The organism is Mucilaginibacter pedocola, from assembly GCF_002013915.1.
Classification (GTDB): domain Bacteria; phylum Bacteroidota; class Bacteroidia; order Sphingobacteriales; family Sphingobacteriaceae; genus Mucilaginibacter; species Mucilaginibacter pedocola.
Genome location: NZ_MBTF01000002.1, coordinates 201,951 through 218,672, shown reverse-complemented (window position 1 = coordinate 218,672; position 16,722 = coordinate 201,951). Strand labels below are relative to the sequence as shown.

Annotated in this window: 13 protein-coding genes and 2 tRNA genes; 8 read left to right on the top strand and 7 right to left on the bottom strand. The window is 46.2% G+C overall.

Annotation, left to right across the window (positions count from 1 at the left end; genetic code table 11):
* Positions 1–11: 11 nt before the first annotated feature.
* Positions 12–896 (bottom strand): LysR family transcriptional regulator, encoded by an 885-nt coding sequence (locus BC343_RS05320; RefSeq protein WP_078346694.1) that lies wholly within the window; start codon positions 894–896, stop codon positions 12–14.
* A gap of 183 nt (positions 897–1,079) precedes the next feature.
* Here BC343_RS05320 and BC343_RS05315 point away from each other — a divergent pair, with 183 nt between their 5' ends.
* Positions 1,080–1,949, top strand: coding sequence for an alpha/beta fold hydrolase (locus tag BC343_RS05315; protein ID WP_238381706.1), 870 nt, complete (start codon positions 1,080–1,082; stop codon positions 1,947–1,949).
* A 140-nt stretch (positions 1,950–2,089) separates the two neighbouring features.
* Entirely contained in the window at positions 2,090–5,332 is a 3,243-nt protein-coding gene (locus BC343_RS05310) for a glycosyl hydrolase (protein ID WP_078346692.1), read from the top strand.
* Positions 5,333–5,391: 59 nt separating this feature from the next.
* On the opposite strand, the gene BC343_RS05305 is transcribed toward BC343_RS05310, so the two are convergent.
* A tRNA-Met gene (locus BC343_RS05305) sits at positions 5,392–5,464 on the bottom strand.
* Between the two features lie 138 nt (positions 5,465–5,602).
* A tRNA-Met gene (locus BC343_RS05300) sits at positions 5,603–5,675 on the bottom strand.
* Positions 5,676–5,820: 145 nt separating this feature from the next.
* Here BC343_RS05300 and era point away from each other — a divergent pair.
* From era to BC343_RS05270, 6 genes are all read left to right on the top strand, one after another.
* The gene (era, locus tag BC343_RS05295; protein ID WP_078346691.1) at positions 5,821–6,696 is read left to right on the top strand and encodes a GTPase Era; all 876 of its coding nucleotides are present in this window, start codon (positions 5,821–5,823) and stop codon (positions 6,694–6,696) included.
* Positions 6,697–6,824: 128 nt separating this feature from the next.
* A complete protein-coding gene (gene der / locus BC343_RS05290; RefSeq protein WP_078346778.1) occupies positions 6,825–8,126 on the top strand; it encodes a ribosome biogenesis GTPase Der in 1,302 nt (433 codons plus the stop codon).
* A gap of 99 nt (positions 8,127–8,225) precedes the next feature.
* The gene (locus BC343_RS05285; protein WP_078346690.1) at positions 8,226–8,906 is read left to right on the top strand and encodes a hypothetical protein; all 681 of its coding nucleotides are present in this window, start codon (positions 8,226–8,228) and stop codon (positions 8,904–8,906) included.
* Positions 8,907–9,076: 170 nt separating this feature from the next.
* Entirely contained in the window at positions 9,077–9,331 is a 255-nt protein-coding gene (locus tag BC343_RS30700; RefSeq protein WP_143822067.1) for a hypothetical protein, read from the top strand.
* Positions 9,332–9,467: 136 nt separating this feature from the next.
* Positions 9,468–12,635 (top strand): ATP-dependent helicase, encoded by a 3,168-nt coding sequence (locus BC343_RS05275; protein ID WP_078346688.1) that lies wholly within the window; start codon positions 9,468–9,470, stop codon positions 12,633–12,635.
* 113 nt (positions 12,636–12,748) lie between these two features.
* Complete coding sequence (locus tag BC343_RS05270) at positions 12,749–14,092, top strand: M20/M25/M40 family metallo-hydrolase (protein WP_078346687.1); 1,344 nt, start codon at positions 12,749–12,751, stop codon at positions 14,090–14,092.
* A 50-nt stretch (positions 14,093–14,142) separates the two neighbouring features.
* Here the strand turns inward: BC343_RS05270 and BC343_RS05265 are convergent, their stop codons facing one another.
* The 4 genes from BC343_RS05265 to BC343_RS05250 all read right to left on the bottom strand — a co-directional run bounded on the left by BC343_RS05265 (position 14,143) and on the right by BC343_RS05250 (position 16,709).
* Positions 14,143–14,736, bottom strand: coding sequence for a hypothetical protein (locus BC343_RS05265; protein WP_078346686.1), 594 nt, complete (start codon positions 14,734–14,736; stop codon positions 14,143–14,145).
* 63 nt (positions 14,737–14,799) lie between these two features.
* A complete protein-coding gene (locus BC343_RS05260) occupies positions 14,800–15,597 on the bottom strand; it encodes an ABC transporter permease (RefSeq protein WP_078346685.1) in 798 nt (265 codons plus the stop codon).
* Positions 15,598–15,603: 6 nt separating this feature from the next.
* Positions 15,604–16,503: an ABC transporter ATP-binding protein gene (locus BC343_RS05255; RefSeq protein ID WP_078346684.1), complete on the bottom strand. Its 900-nt coding sequence runs from the start codon at positions 16,501–16,503 to the stop codon at positions 15,604–15,606.
* Positions 16,497–16,709: a hypothetical protein gene (locus BC343_RS05250; protein ID WP_078346683.1), complete on the bottom strand. Its 213-nt coding sequence runs from the start codon at positions 16,707–16,709 to the stop codon at positions 16,497–16,499. The genes BC343_RS05255 and BC343_RS05250 overlap by 7 nt, the downstream gene beginning before the upstream one ends.
* Positions 16,710–16,722 lie beyond the last annotated feature (13 nt).

Genomic DNA, 16,722 nt, shown 5'->3' with positions numbered 1-16,722 from the left:
ATTATATAAAATTACACGGCAAGAGAAGCTAACCCGGCCCTGAATACATTAATAAACTCATTCAGCGCTTTTGTAGGTGCTACGTTATTACGCGAAATGAGCACAGTGCTCATACGGCCCAGCGCCTCGGCTATTGCAAAGGTTTTTATATTTCGTTCACTGTAGTACCTTTCAATTATCTCCGCCGGAAGCAAGCTTATGCCCAACCCCGCCTCAACAAAATTCACAACGCCCTCAAGTGAATTTACAACCAGTGGCTTGTATTGTATAATGCCATGAGCGCTCAGCCAAGATTCCAATCGCGTCCTAAAAACGCAGCCCTCGTCAAATACAATTATTTTCACCGGTGCCTGCTGCCCCTGCACCGCTTGCAAGCTCTCGGTTTTAGTAGGAGCCAAAATAATTAATTCATCCTCGCTCACCGGTTCCGAGTTTAGGCCGGCAATACTTATTGGAGCCGGAACAAAAGCCGCATCCAGTGTGTAATTAAGCACATCCTTTATCAGGTCGGCGCGCATGGCCGATTTAAATTCGAGGTCTACCCCGGGATGGATATCTGCAAAACGGTTCAGCAGATCGGGCACCTTCAAAACCATAGTAGTTTCTATGCAGCCAATTTTTAAGTGCCCCGAAAGGGAATCGGCACTTTGTATCTCGTTGCGGGCCTCCTCTACCAAATGGATCATCTGCTTCGAATAGCGCGACAATATTTCGCCTGCAGGTGTTAAGGTTATCTTCCGGGCGTTACGAATAAATAGCGGCGCACCAAACTCCTCCTCTAAATTCTTTATCCGTGCAGTTACGTTAGACTGTACCGTAAACATCGTCTCCGCTGCTTTAGTGAAGCTATAATGCTTTATAACCGCCTCGAATATTTTAAGATCGTTTGTATTCATAAATCATTAATTATGATTTATATAATCAATATAAATCGTTTTTAACAATCAAATATAGCCAATACTTTTGATCATCAAAAAAATATGAAACAGCTTACATCATCTATCGGAATGCTCGTTTTGCTGCTCTTAGCAATACCGGGCGCTTATTCACAAAACGTTAAACAAATCAAATCGACAAGTATGAAAACGAATCAAGTAAAGTTTAAAAGCATCTCGGCAAACGGCATTAATTTATTCTACAGAGAGGCCGGGCCGGCAAATGCACCGGTTATACTGCTGCTGCATGGCTACCCAACATCGTCGTTCATGTACCGCAACCTTATCCCCATTTTAAGCGAGAAATACCACGTGCTGGCTCCCGACCTACCGGGTTTCGGTTTTTCGGATATGCCCGCGAAGGATCAATTTGAGTACACGTTCGATAACTTCACCAAAACCATACAAGCCTTTATTGACCAACTTGGCGTTAAGCGCTTTGCGGTTTATATTTTTGATTATGGCGCACCAACCGGACTTAGGCTGGCTATGGCCAACCCGGAAAAGATAACCGGCATCATATCGCAAAACGGTAATGCGTATGAAGAAGGGCTAAGCTACGGCTGGAACCCTATTAAAAAATACTGGGAAAACCCAAGCAAAGAAAACCGTGAAGCGTTACACGAATCGTTTACCATGAAAATAACCCGCTGGCAATATGAGGAAGGCGTGGCTGATAAAACCGCGATAGCACCCGAAACCTACACGCTTGACCAGCACTTCCTTGACCGCCCCGGAGCTGCCGATATACAGCTTGATATCCTGCGCGATTACCGAACCAATGTTGCCCTATACCCGGCCTTTCATGCCTATTTCAGGTCGCACCAACCCAAATTGTTAGCCGTTTGGGGCAATAAAGACCCGTACTTTTTGCCGGCAGGCGCCGAGGCGTATAAAAAAGACCTGCCCAATGCCAAAGTAGTACTTTATAACACAGGCCACTTTGCCCTGGAAACTCACGTGGAAGAAATTGGCGCGGAGATAATGAAATTTATGGAAACATTGCCTAAGTAAACCCCTTTACAAGCAGATCTGCTCCAACAAGAAGCCTTGAGCCTTTCGGCTTGAGGCTTCTTAATTTTCAGGCGAAGCAACAGACAGTACAGGACGGCTAATCGCACGTGCTAAATTAATTTAGCATGATATCCTAAATAATGAAAAAGTACCTTACTGCAATTATCATATTCCTGAAAACGACCTGCTTTTTTTCGAATGCCGAAGCGCAGCAAAAAACAGATACCCTGTACCAAAACTTTGTTAGCCCCCCGGCTGTAGCAAAGCCTCGTGTTTGGTGGCACTGGATGAATGGTAATATTACAAAAGAGGGTATTCATAAAGACCTGGCCTGGATGAAAAGCGCGGGCATTGCCGGCTTTCAAAACTTTGATGCGGCCATGACCACGCCGCAACGTGTAGAAAAGCGCCTGATATACATGACGCCGGAATGGCAAGATGCCTTCCGTTACACCACACGCCTTGCCGATTCCCTGAAACTGGAAATGGCAATTGCCGGTTCGCCGGGCTGGAGCCAGAGCGGCGGCCCCTGGGTGCCGCCTCAAGATGGCATGAAAAAATATGTGTGGAGCGAAACATTCGTTACGGGTGGCAAAACCATCCACCAGGCTATTCCTAAGCCCCCGGCCATAACCGGCCCTTTCCAAAATATTCCTTATACCATGATTCCCGGGCTGGATAACCCCACTAATCGGCCAACGCCTCAATATGCAAAGGATATAAAAGTGATCGCCTATAAACTACCCGATAGCGGTTTGCCCATCCGCGTGCTGAAACCAGCCGTAACTGTCAGCGGGGGCAATTTTAATTTAGAGCAACTTACAGATGGCGACCTTACCAATACTGCGATATTGCCAAAAGACACCATTAGCCGCCACACCTGGATCCGGTTTGCTTTTGAAAGACCGGTAACTATCTATGCGGTTACGGGCACCTTTAGCGGACAAAACGCAGTACTGGAAAAGAGCGACAATGGCACCGATTTCCAATCGATAAGCAAAGTGCCATCGAGCGGGGCACAGGTTACCATTGCTTTCCCGGCCACTACTGCCCGTTATTACCGTTTATCTTTTAACGCCGAAGGAGCGGCAATAGCAGAGCTGGCACTACACACTTCGCCACACGTAAACAAATTTGAACAGAAGGCAGCATTCTCTATTGAAGGCGCTGTTTATGAAGATACAGCGTCCGATACTACAGGTATGGTAGACCCGAAGATGGTGCTGGATATTACCGACAAAATAGATGATAGCGGGGGCCTGAACTGGGCCGCCCCGGCCGGCAATTGGTGTATTTTGCGCTTCGGCTATTCGCTTATCGGAAAAACAAATCATCCGGCAACACCCGAAGCTACCGGGCTTGAAGTGGATAAACTGGACTCCGCAGCAATAACACATTACTACCAGACGTATCTGGATAAATATAAAAATGCTGTGGGTGGCCAAATGGGCGTAAGGGGCAGTTTGCAATATGTAATAACCGACAGCTGGGAGGCGGGCTCGCAAAATTGGACAGACGGCCTTTTAAAACAGTTCGAGAAACGCCGGGGGTATAGTATGATACCGTGGATGCCGGTTCTTACCGGGCAAGTAATTAAAAGCGCACGCGCGAGTGAAAACTTTCTTTGGGATTTTCGGCAAACGTTGATACAAATGTTGTCGGAGTATCATTATGATCAGTTGACCGATATACTTGAGGCATACGGCATGAAGCGTTATTCCGAATCCCACGAGTTCATGCGTTCGATGCTGGCGGATGGAATGGACGTGAAGCGGCGTGCGGCAATACCTATGGGGGCTATGTGGATGCCCGCCCCTATGCCCTTTGGCGGGTTTTATTGCCATCGTATAGATGACCGCGAATCGGCATCGGTAGCGCATATATACGGGCAAAATATAGCAGCAGCAGAATCATTTACCACGGTTGCCTCTGAAGGACAGGGCGACCAATATGATCCGCAAGCCCTGAAACCGGTTGCTGACCTGGAGTTGGCCAACGGCATCAACCGCTTTGTAATACATACTTCGGCACATCAACCCACTGATGATAAACCGGGAATGACGCTCGGGCCCTGCGGGCAATGGTTTACCCGTAACCAAACCTGGGCCAACCAGGCACATGCCTGGACGGATTACTTATCGAGAAGTGCCTACTTATTGCAGCAGGGCCGTTTTGTAGCCGATATTGTTTACTACTATGGAGAAGACGAGAATGTAACCTCGCTTTTTGGCAATAAATTGCCCGAAATACCGGAGGGTTATAATTATGATTTTATAAACCCGGATGCCCTGATGCGCCTGTTGCAGGTAAAAAATGGCTTATTGGCTACACCAAGCGGCATGCGATACCGTGTGTTGGTATTAGATGAAAATGCCCGACGAATGTCGTTACCGGTGCTGAGAAAGCTGCGCCTGCTTATTAACGGCGGAGCCGTTGTTACCGGCGAGGTTCCGGTTTGCACCCCCAGCCTGACCGATGGTGCTGATGAATTTAAACGGATCGTAGATGAACTTTGGAACACTGGAAAGCCCAATGTTTTTAAAGGGCAGTCGCTGGAATGGGTTCTTAAACAATTAAAGATCAGACCCGACTTTGCGTATAATAAGCCGTCGGCCAATACTCAATTACTTTATGTACACCGGAAACTGCCCGGACAGGATATTTACTGGGTAAACAACCGTGAAGACACATCGGTAAACGTTGCTGCTACCTTCAGGATAACCGGAAAGGTACCCGTTATCTGGCACCCGGAAACAGGCAAGACAGAAAATGTTACGTATCGTATAGCCAATAACGCAACAACTGTAGATCTGCATCTTACGCCAGCCGACGCCGTGTTCGTAATTTTTAAAGATAATACCTTAAAAAATGAGGTGGTTATTCCAATTAAGCCTAAAAAGCTGTTAGCGTCACTTACTGGCAACTGGGAGATTCATTTCCAAAAAGATCGTGGCGCACCTGAAATGATCAGCACCGACAGCCTAAGTTCGTGGGCCACCAGTGCCAACAAAGGCATACGCTACTTTTCGGGCACAGCGGCTTATCGGAAAACTATTGAAGTCCCTAGAAAATGGCTGGCAAAACAAACCAAAATTTGGCTTGATCTTGGGGAAGTGAAAAACTTAGCCGAAGTATTCGTAAATGGTAAAAACATGGGTATTGTTTGGAAAAAACCATTTCTTACAGATATAAGCACGGCGCTTCATCCGGGTAAAAATAAGTTGGAAGTTAGAGTAACCAACTTATGGGTTAACCGCCTCATCGGCGATGCACAACCGGATGCTGTTAAAAAATACACCTATACTACGTGGGATTTTTATAATGCGCGATCACCATTGCTACCATCAGGGTTGTTGGGGCCTGTAAAGCTCATAGCCGAGTAGAAAACTATTGGAAACAAGAAAGCCTCAGATCTTCCGACTTGAGGCTTTTTACTTCTATGTAGCGGGAACAGGACTCGAACCTATGACCTTCGGGTTATGAGCCCGACGAGCTACCAACTGCTCCATCCCGCATCGTTTTTATTTTCATCGCAGCCATAACCTCTGCAATGTTGTTCCTTTACTACAAGGAAGCCCGGGTTTTGTTTTTGCACCCGCCGTTTAGAAATCAAAGGCCTCAAATCCCGAGGACTTGAGGCCTTCTTTTTTCGGTAGCGGGAGCAGGACTCGAACCTACGACCTTCGGGTTATGAGCCCGACGAGCTACCAACTGCTCCATCCCGCACTATTTTTGGTATTTATTACTTTCTGCCATAACCTCAGAAAGTTGTTTCCAATTGTCAAAATGCAATTTTGCACTCCGTTTTAATTGGACTGCAAAGATATAATTCGTTTCTTTGCAGTCCAAATAATATTTTAATTATTTTTCTATGGCACACAAGGCAGGTTTTGTAAGTATAATTGGTAAGCCCAATGCGGGTAAGTCAACCCTTATGAACGCCCTCGTGGGCGAAAAAATGTCTATCATCACCCCGAAGGCCCAAACCACGCGCCACCGCATTTTGGGTATCGTTAACGAGGAAGACTACCAGGTGGTATTTTCGGATACCCCCGGCATTATCAAACCCCACTACGCCCTGCACGAAAGCATGATGCACCAGGTAGAGGGTTCGATAGTTGATGCCGACCTGATACTGCTGGTTACCGACATCCACGAAGAATACAACGAGGAAGACGTACTGAAGAAACTAGAAGGCTCTACCGCACCTTTAGTAGTACTGGTAAACAAAATAGACCAAAGCGACGAAAACGAGGTTAAAGAAAAAGTAGAATATTGGCAGGAGAAATTGCAGCCCAAGGCCATCTTCGCTATATCGGCCCTGCACGATCATAATATAAAAGCCATTATGGACTTTGTATTAGAGAACCTGCCCGAGCACCCGGCTTATTACGAGAAAGATGCTTTAACGGACCGTAACGACCGTTTCTTCGCCTCAGAGATGATTCGCGCACAAATACTGAAGCAATATAAAAAGGAGATACCTTATAGCACCGAGGTAATTGTTACAGCCTTTCAGGAGGGTGAAAAGCTTTACCGCATCAGTGCCGAAATTATTGTGGAGCGCGAATCGCAAAAGAACATCATCATAGGCGAGGGTGGTAAAATGCTGAAAATCGTTGGCACTTACGCCCGCCGCGATATGGAAGAGTTTTTCCAGCGTAAGATATTCCTGGAGATGTTCGTGAAGGTTATCCCCGACTGGCGCAGCAAAAAAAATTACCTGAAAAAATTCGGGTACGAATAGCATAACAGAATCAAGATGTAAGAATCGAGATTCAAGAACAATTTTTTATAATAATGCAGAATTAGGAGAAGAAATACGATTTTTATATCGTCTTGATTCTTGGCTCTTAATTCTTGATTCTGAACACCATGAGTAATATAGTAGCTATAGTAGGCAGGCCAAACGTTGGCAAATCCACTTTATACAACCGTTTAACCGAAAGCCGTAAAGCTATTGTTGACGATTTTAGCGGCGTAACCCGCGACAGGCACTACGGCGTTAGCGAGTGGACCGACCAAAAATTCACCGTAATTGATACCGGCGGCTACGTAGCCAACTCTGATGAGTTGTTCGAAGTAGCCATCCGCGAGCAGGTACTTATTGCCATAGAGGAAGCTTCGGTTATCCTTTTCATGGTAGATGTTACCACCGGTATAACCGACCTTGATGACGAGATAGCCAACATCCTCCGCAAGGGCAAAAAGCCTGTTTTTGTAGTAGTAAACAAGCTGGACAATAACGCTCAGATGGCGGATGCTACGGAGTTTTACAGCCTTGGTCTTGGCGAAATATTCACCATCTCATCTATGACAGGTAGTGGCACCGGCGAACTGCTCGACGAAGTGGTTAAGCACTTCGAAGATGTTCCGTTCGAAGAGAACGAACGCCCTAAATACGCCATTATCGGCCGCCCTAACGTGGGTAAATCTTCTATCATAAACGCACTTATCGGCGAGGAGCGTAACATTGTTACCCCAATTGCCGGCACCACCCGTGATAGCATCCATATCCACTTTAACAAATACGGGCACGATTTTATGCTGATCGACACTGCCGGTATGCGTAAAAAAACCAAGGTGAAGGAGAACATCGAATTCTATTCGGTGATGCGTACCATTAAAGCTTTGGAAGAGGCAGATGTGGTTATCATTATGATAGATGCCGTTGAGGGCATGGAATCGCAGGACGTGAACCTGTTCCACCTGGCCGAGAAGAACAAAAAAGGTGTTGTTATTGTAGTGAACAAGTGGGACCTGATTGAGAAGAACAACAAAACCATTAAAGTTTTTGAGGAGCAGATAAAACAAAAGATTGCGCCATTTACCGATGTGCCTATCATATTTACTTCGGTGTTAGAAAAACAACGCTTGCTGCGCGTGATTGAGGTAGCCAACCAGGTTTACCACAACCGTGCCCGCAAAATACCAACTTCAAAACTGAACGACGTGTTGCTGCCGGTGATCGAGAACTTCCCGCCGCCATCAACCAAAGGCAAATACGTAAAAATTAAATACGTTACCCAAATAGCAGGCGCATCGCCCATGTTCGCATTCTTTTGCAACCTGCCGCAGTATGTGAAAGAGCCATATTACCGCTTTATAGAGAACCAACTGCGCGAGCATTTCGAGTTTTCCGGCGCACCGGTTCAGGTGTGGTTCAGGCAGAAGTAGGCGATCAAGAAAGGCTTATGATCAATAGCGATGGGTTTGAAACCCCATCGCTATTTTTGTTTGAGATTATCTCCATACATTTATTAAAACAAGTGCCATATGGATCTTAATAGAAAGGAAAGTATAGCAGCATCTTTTCCCTCACAGCATACCACGGCAGAACTTGGCATGATGCTGTCCGCAGAACAATTTGAACCTTTTAGGGAAGGAATTTATGCCGGCAGCATGGACGAAAAATGGAACATTTTTATGTTGAACGATATTTTATACTTTTCTCGCAGCTGGACAGATAACTGCATTTTTAAAGTTTATACTGAATCAAAAGCCGATTCTGTTCTTCTTAAAAGTGTTGATTTTAGTAACGACGCATCCCAATATCGCTTTAAAGAAATACAAGAGGCTGTTGATCTCGTAAAGTGGGTAATACAGCTTTATCTTTCATGGCAAGAGGCGATCGACCCTAAATTAAAGTTGCCGTTTATACGGGATATTATTAAAAAAGAAGATCCTGAAAACGATTGCAGCAAAACCGTGGGTTCACGCACAGTTGCACAGGCTCATCGTATTTACAACGAGCTAAACTCGTCGCCGAATAATGAGCAATTTACACTTCGGGGATGGGAGGAACTCAAACAAAATCTTTTAAAAAGAGAGGACAAAGAAGCAATAATAAGTGTTTATCTCTCGAGCAAACAAATGGGTATTACCAAAACATTATACTTTAGTCAAACCGCGGATGAACTACTCGGTAGTATTATCATCGATAAAATAAAGGCTTGACCGCTGACAAAAGCACAGCTATTTTAAAAATTCTTTTCCGTTAACATCTTTCTGCTTTTCAGGCGTTCAATTATATACCGAGCTTCTGCCTCATCCAGATCGTTGCCAAACTTTACGGTTTTTAAGCCGTAATCAAATTTTATAGTGCCGGTATCGAACTTAGAAATACTTTGGCGGTTATTGCCCGCTCTTCCAAAACCACTATTCAAAGAGGGTTCCTCTTCAGCGCGTATATGTTTTATTTCGTTCAAATCATAAACCTTGGGCGCTTTAAAAAACAACGCCCGGTTGCAGATAGAAATTACGCCATGCTTAACTTTAATGGTTTCCTGCCCCAGCAGTATGAAAAGAATACTACGGACAACAAAAATGCCGCCTATCGTCCACTGTCAAAATTGTCGTTAACAATTGAGCGGCCGCTATAAGGTGTTTCCATATTGGATAAGTTCAGGATTAATTTCTTGCGATAAATGTAGCGTTCCCGGGAATAAAACCAAATGTTTACAACATTATTTTCAGAGCGGCACCAAAGCTATTATTTTTAGTAATTTTACACTTACCATGATATCACCTACCCTCAATAAATACAATCTCAAATTCCGCGAAGCACTTGCGGGGCTAAACGAAGAGCAACTTGCTGCCGTAAACCAAATGGATGGCCCGGTATTGGTAGTTGCCGGCCCCGGTACCGGTAAAACGCAGATATTAGCTGCCCGCATAGGTAAGATACTAACCGATACCGATGCCCGCCCCAACGAGATACTTTGCCTTACTTATACCGATGCCGGTGCGGTTGCAATGCGCAAACGCCTTTTTGAGTTTATTGGGCCTGATGCTTACCGCATTAACATTTACACCTTCCACGCTTTTTGCAACGAGATCATACAGGAAAACCTCGAGTATTTCGGCAAGCTGAATCTGGAGTCGCTTTCTGACCTGGAATCGGCGATGCTTTTCCGCGAACTGGTTGATGAGTTTGGTAACGACCATTTGCTGAAGCGTTTTACCGGCGATATTTATTATGATGCGCCACGATTGAAGAGCCTCTTCTCTACCATGAAGCGTGAGAACTGGACCAAGGAGCTTATTGTTGCCGCGGTGAAGGAATACCTCGACGACCTGCCAAATCGCGAGGAATTCATCTACAAGCGCGCCAACGCCAAAGCCGGCATCAACATCGGCGACCCGAAGCAAAAGGATATCGACAAGGTAACAGAAGCCATGGAAAAGCTGCTGGCTGCCGTTGGCGAGTACGACAACTACGCCGCCAAAATGAAAACCCGCGGTCGGTACGATTATGACGATATGATCATTTGGGTGCTGAAAGCCTTCCGCGAGAACGAAGAAATTTTGCGCCGCTACCAGGAGCGCTACCAGTATATTTTGGTGGACGAATTTCAAGATACCAGCGGTTCGCAAAACGAGCTGTTGAAGTTTTTGTTGAATTACTGGGATACCCCTAACGTATTTGTGGTGGGCGACGACGACCAGTCCATCTTCAAGTTCCAGGGCGCTAACATGAAGAACATTCTCGATTTTGCCGGTGATTACGTAAGTACCCTGCGCACCGTAGTGTTGAAAAACAATTACCGCTCAAACCAGCACATCCTTGATATTTCAAAAGCGCTTATCAACAACAATAACGAACGCCTTACCACGCAGCTACAGCTGGATAAAAACCTAAAGGCATCGCATCCGCGCTTTGATAAACTGGCCATAGAGCCGGTGATACAGGAATACGAAAACCCGGCGCAGGAGTTGGTTAGCGTTGCTACGCAAATAAAAAGCCTTGTTGCCGGCGGCACAGCACCTGGCGAAATTGCAGTGATATACCGCAACCACAGCCAGGTAGAGCAGTTGCTCACCTACCTCGAAGCAGAAAAGATAGCCGTTAACACCAAGCGGAAGATCGATATCCTAGCGGTTCCGTTTGGCGAGAAGATAATGAACATTTTGCGCTACCTCGCTATGGAACTCGATTCGCCTTACAGTGGGGATGAGTTGTTGTTCGAGATATTGCATTACGACCTGTTCAGCATCCCCCCTATCGAAATTGCTAAAGCCAGCATAGCCGTATCTAAAGAGAACTTCGCAACCGCCCGCAATAACGAGCCGGTTACCAGTTTGCGTCGCTACATCCACGAGATACGCATTAACCAACAGGGCGACCTGTTTGGCAAGCAGCCTAACCTGGAAATGAAATACCTCATTAACGATATTGATGAGTTATTGAAATCTGCGGTGAGCGTAACGCTGCAGCAATTCTTTCAGGATGTGGTGAGCAAAATGGGCATCCTTAAATATATTATGCAGCAGCAGGATAAGGGTACGCACATGCAGATACTCACCAGCTTCTTTGATTTCCTGAAGGACGAGAGCCGCAAAAACCCAGAGATCAAACTGGCAGACCTGATAGCCACCATCGACCTGATGAAAAAGAATGGCATCAGGCTGGAGTTGAATAAAGTCATCTTTTCAGAGAACGGCATCAACTTCCTTACCGCCCATGGGTCAAAGGGGCTCGAGTTCGAGCACGTATTTTTTATTGGTTGCGACAAAAAGACTTGGGACAGCAAGGGGCGCAACAACGGCTTTAGCTACCCGGATACGCTTACCAGTTCGGCTGCGGATGACATTGCACTGAAAGAAGAATCGCGCCGCTTGTTTTACGTGGCGCTTACCCGAGCCAAGCAATGCCTGTACATTTCGTACGCCGGGCAGGATGCCAAGGGTAAAGACCAGGAGCCTTCACAGTTCATCGGCGAAATATTGGCCAATACCGAACTAAAGCTGCAACTTCCGAAAGTAAGTGACGAGGATATGCTCGGCTTTTTTGCCACACAATTCAACGAGGCCGACAAACCCGTGGTTGAACTGCTGGATAAGAATTATATCAACCAACTGTTGCAAAACTATACGCTCTCTGTTACGCACCTTAGTAATTACCTCGATTGCCCGCTACGCTTTTACTTCCAGTGCCTCATCAGGGTGCCGTCGGGTAAAAGCCCATCGGCTACGTTCGGCCAGGCCGTGCACTGGGCGCTTAATAAAGCTTATCGAAAATTGTCCGACTACGACAACCAATTTATGCCCACGGCAGATTTTATGCAGGAGTTTAAATGGTATATGTACCGCAATCGCGATTCGTTCACCAAAGCCGACTTTAAACTACGGGTAGATTATGGCGAGAAGATATTACCACCTTACTACGAGCAAAACGCCCCAAACTGGAATAAAATAGCACGAACAGAACACAGCATAAAAAATATTGAGGTTGGCGGCGTACCTATTAAAGGTAATTTGGATAAAATTGAGTTTAACGGCAAGGATGTTACCGTGGTGGATTACAAAACCGGCCGCGTACGCAATGCCAAAGAGAAATTTGTACGCCCTACTGACGACACCCCGGGTGGCGATTACTGGCGCCAGGCGGTGTTCTACAAAATACTGGTGGATAACGACCGTACCAACGACTGGCAGGTAGTAAGCACGGTGTTTGATTTTGTAGAACCCGTGAACGATGAATACTATAGCGAAAAAGTGGTGATAACCCCGCAGGATATTGATGCCGTTACCAGCCAGATAGCCGAAACCTACGCCAAAATTATGCGCCACGAGTTTAACGAAGGCTGCGGTAAAAAAGAATGCGATTGGTGCCACTTTGTAAAAAGCAACTTTAAACAGCCGGGTAATATTTTAGAGACAGTTGATGGGGAAGATGCGGAATAGTTAAATTGCGGGTAACGGGCACGCGGGTAAGGTTCCCCTCTTGAGAGGGGCAGGGGTGTGTTAAACCACCACAGCAGGGCAATGCCGTTCGTCCCAATAATTAAATTGCCTTTATGAAGAAAGCTTTTATCCTTTTCCTTTCTTGTTTCAGCCTTGCGGCATCGGCACAAACTGTAGTAAAACATGATGCCGCCATAAAACAAATGGTTGACGAGGTTTCTAACAAAAACATCGAAACCATTGTGCGCAAGCTGGTGAGTTTTAAAACCCGCCACACGCTGAGCGATACCACAAGTAAAACCGAAGGCATTGGCGCAGCTCGCAATTGGATAAAAGCAGAATACGAACGCTATGCCGCTGCATCCAAAGGGCGTATGAAGGTAAGTTTCGATGCCTTTGTACAACCGCAGGGCAGGCGGCTCAGCAAAAACACGTTAATGAAAAACGTGTTGGCAGTGTTAAAAGGCACAGATACGGCCGACCATCGGGTTTACATCGTATCGGGGCATTACGATTCACGTGCAACCAAGGCAATGGATTCTACCTCGTTCGCACCGGGCGCGGTAGATGATGCATCGGGTACGGCGGTTTCTATGGAATTGGCAAGAGTAATGGCCAAACGCAGCTTCCCGGCCACTATTATATTTATGGCGGTAGTTGGCGAAGAGCAAGGTTTATATGGCTCCACCAATGTGGCCAAACGTGCTAAAGCCGAAGGCTGGCAGGTAGATGCGATGCTGAATAACGACATCGTAGGCAACACCTACGGCATGGAAACAGGCCAGAAAGATAACCGCAGCATCCGGGTATTCAGCGATGGTGTACCTACCGCCGCAACCGAAAAAGAAATTGCTGCATTAAAGTCTCTTGGTGGGGAAAACGACGGAGCCTCGCGCCAATTGGCCCGCTATGCTAAAGAGATAGGCGAGCGCTATGTGGAACAGCTGGATGTAAAACTCATTTACCGTACCGACCGCTACCTGCGCGGCGGCGACCACCTCCCCTTCCTTGAGCAAGGCTTTACCGCTGTGCGCTTCACCGAAATGAACGAGAACTTCGAACGCCAGCACCAAGATGTGCGCAAAGAGAACGGCGTTGATTATGGCGACCTGCCCGATTTTGCAGATTACGATTACACCCAAAAGGTGGCCCGTATGAATTTGGCTATACTGGCCAACCTTGCCTCCGCCCCTGCCGAACCGCAAAACGTTGGCATCATCACCAGCGATCTTACCAACAAAACCAAGCTGAAATGGGATGCGCCAAAAGGCAAGGCTCCTGTAGGTTACTACGTATTGATGCGCGAAACCATCAGCCCCTACTGGGAAAAGAAATTTTATGTAACCGAGCCCAATGCTACCATTGGCTATTCAAAGGATAATTACCTGTTTGCCGTACAATCCGTTGATGCCGCCGGGCACGAAAGCTTGCCGGTTGTGCCGAAGCCGGTGAGGTAAGGCAGCTATTTTATGTAGAGACGCAATATCTTGCGTCTCTACATAAACCATTATTTCGCGTTCTTCAAATACGCAGTATACTCGCCAATAAAATCGTTGCGGAAACCCTTGTATTCTTCTGCGGTGTTAAAGTGCCTCTTATCGGCCTCGATATTGTTGAAGTAAAAATAAACAATGGTGTTGTCGCCGGGGAACATCACAAATGTGCCCAACGTGCTGCCTTGCTCTATGCCTGCCCGGCTTAAGCCGTACACTTTGTAGCCATTGTAATCCAATGTCAATAGCTCCTTACTTTCCATACCTGCCGAGTTTGCGTTTAGGTAGCTAAGATTCGCCAATACGTTAGCCTTGTCTTGCTCGTAAGTTGAAGGAGATGAAAGCTCTACCTTCACGTTTACAAAAGCTGCTTTCCTTTTGTTCAGATAAAGCACGCGGTAGCCATCTTGTATGGTAATACTTGCCTCGCCATTGGCGGTTGGCAGCGCACGGGTTTTATCAGTGGTTTCAGGCAAACGCTCGGCCGCCGACATTTTTAAGCCGCGGGCTTTGTTGAACGAAATGTATTTGTGTTTGATCTCTTCTGCGTACTTAAAGCTGCATAAGGCAACGGCGGCCAGCAGGATAATAGCAATTCTTGTTTTCATAAATTGGTTATTTATCCTGAAGTCGCGCAGAGGCCGAACAGCGTTACAGCATCATCAAAAATTTTATTTTACGCTTCTGCGCTGCACAATAAAGTAGCCGGCAATAAATACTACTACAGCTACTGCCACAGATACATAAATGTCTTTTGTAAACACATTTATCACAATGTCTCGCGCCGGCCCTTTTTGCCCCCTAAACATGCTTTGCAATGCTTCCATGGGGTGGGCGTATGGCATTAGGTAAGCGTATTCCCAATCTTTAGATGCGGCGGTTATACCCACTATCGTCAGCACCAGCCCAATGCCCATGGGCTTCATAAAATCGCTCCACAGCAAGCTCATTAAAAACTGTATAGAAAGTACGCCCAACGATGAAAGGAACAGCTTAAAATATATCTGTGTAAGCTCCCACTCTAAATGGTAGGTGTTAAATTTTAGTTCAGGCTTAATTACGCTGAGCAGGTTACCAAAACTAATAGTGAATAACACAAAAAGATCAAGGCAAAGAAACACTAAAAACACCGCGTAGGCGAACTTTGCCCCGTAAACCGACCAGCGCGAAATGGGCAGGCTGAACAGCGTTTTCCAGGTATCGGCTCGATGCTCCACGCTATTTACCGAGTAGCCAATAAATATAATGAATACGGGCAATAGCAAAGTACCCATTACCCCAAGGCTCACCAACGCAAATTGTATCCAAAGTGCCAGGGCCGGCATGGCTATAAATTTTTCACTTTTAAAATAAAATATAGCAAGAGCTAAAAGGCTTATTAGTAATGGCAGCAGTACGGCTCCCCAAAAACCAATGGTTTTGCGGCTCTTGTAAAATTCGGAGCGGAATGATAGTAAAAATCCCTTCATGGCTGCTTAGTTGCTTTTGGTGATAGAGAGGAATAAGTTCTCGAGGTCTTTTTGCTGTTTGTTGATAGCAAATACGGTAACGCCGTTTTGGTTAAGCAAACCGTTTATAACACCCATTTGCTTTTTGGATGTGAAGGGCACGGTAAGGCTATCATTATTCACATCCGCAACCTCGTAACCATTGCGGGTAAGCAGGTTGGCGGCATCTACTGTATTATCGGTTTCAATGTATACCAAAGGCTGGCTTATGGCCTGCAGGTCGTCAATGCTGCCCTGGAAAAGCATCTCGCCATGGTTAATAATGCCAACATGGGTGGCCATACGTTCTATCTCGGCCAGCAGGTGGCTGCTAATGAAAACGGTTTTATCATGTTCGCGTGTAAGCCTAACTAATAATTCGCGTATCTCGATGATGCCGTTAGGGTCTAAGCCGTTGGTCGGTTCGTCGAGGATTAGCAGTTTAGGATCGCTCAGCAGGGCGAGGGCAATGCCGAGGCGCTGTTTCATACCCAGCGAATATTGCCCGGTTTTTTTGTGGGCAGCATTGCTCAGTTTCACCAGCGCAAGCATTTCATCAACGCGGGCATCGTTAACGCCCAGCAGCATGGCGCGGTTCAGCAGGTTTTCGCGGCCGCTCATGTGGGCGTAAATAGCGGGTTGCTCTATCAGCGAGCCAATTTCTTTTAATATGGCTATGCGGTTGGTTTGTAATTCTTTATCAAAAACAAAAATGCTGCCTTCACCTGTTTTGAGCAGATTAAGCAGCATTTTAATGGTGGTGGTTTTGCCGGCACCGTTAGGGCCTAAAAATCCGTATATACTTCCTTGTGGTACTTGCAGCGATAGCGACTTAACAACCTGCTGGCTGCCAAAGCTGTACGATAGACCTTCAGTGCGGATTACCATACATTCTCTTGCGAAACCGATGCAACACCTTTTACCAAGGCCAAACCTTTAACAAAAAGCGATTTGGCCTGTACTGCCGATGAATGTGCGGCAGCAAATTGTTCTGTTTTTTGTTCAAACTGGTACGCAACCCCCATTATCATGGCAAACAATACTGGTACCAGTAATAAAACAAAAGGGTTCGAATTTGAAACTAACTTTTTCATTTTGTGTGAGTGA

What these genes read in the sequence shown, in the direction of transcription:
- BC343_RS05320 (WP_078346694.1), bottom strand. Translation starts at nt 896, where the DNA reads ATGAATACAAACGATCTTAAAATATTCGAGGCGGTTATAAAGCATTAT.
- BC343_RS05315 (WP_238381706.1), top strand. Translation starts at nt 1,080, where the DNA reads ATGAAAACGAATCAAGTAAAGTTTAAAAGCATCTCGGCAAACGGCATT.
- BC343_RS05310 (WP_078346692.1), top strand. Translation starts at nt 2,090, where the DNA reads ATGAAAAAGTACCTTACTGCAATTATCATATTCCTGAAAACGACCTGC.
- era (WP_078346691.1), top strand. Translation starts at nt 5,821, where the DNA reads ATGGCACACAAGGCAGGTTTTGTAAGTATAATTGGTAAGCCCAATGCG.
- der (WP_078346778.1), top strand. Translation starts at nt 6,825, where the DNA reads ATGAGTAATATAGTAGCTATAGTAGGCAGGCCAAACGTTGGCAAATCC.
- BC343_RS05285 (WP_078346690.1), top strand. Translation starts at nt 8,226, where the DNA reads ATGGATCTTAATAGAAAGGAAAGTATAGCAGCATCTTTTCCCTCACAG.
- BC343_RS05275 (WP_078346688.1), top strand. Translation starts at nt 9,468, where the DNA reads ATGATATCACCTACCCTCAATAAATACAATCTCAAATTCCGCGAAGCA.
- BC343_RS05270 (WP_078346687.1), top strand. Translation starts at nt 12,749, where the DNA reads ATGAAGAAAGCTTTTATCCTTTTCCTTTCTTGTTTCAGCCTTGCGGCA.
- BC343_RS05265 (WP_078346686.1), bottom strand. Translation starts at nt 14,736, where the DNA reads ATGAAAACAAGAATTGCTATTATCCTGCTGGCCGCCGTTGCCTTATGC.
- BC343_RS05260 (WP_078346685.1), bottom strand. Translation starts at nt 15,597, where the DNA reads ATGAAGGGATTTTTACTATCATTCCGCTCCGAATTTTACAAGAGCCGC.
- BC343_RS05255 (WP_078346684.1), bottom strand. Translation starts at nt 16,503, where the DNA reads ATGGTAATCCGCACTGAAGGTCTATCGTACAGCTTTGGCAGCCAGCAG.
- BC343_RS05250 (WP_078346683.1), bottom strand. Translation starts at nt 16,709, where the DNA reads ATGAAAAAGTTAGTTTCAAATTCGAACCCTTTTGTTTTATTACTGGTA.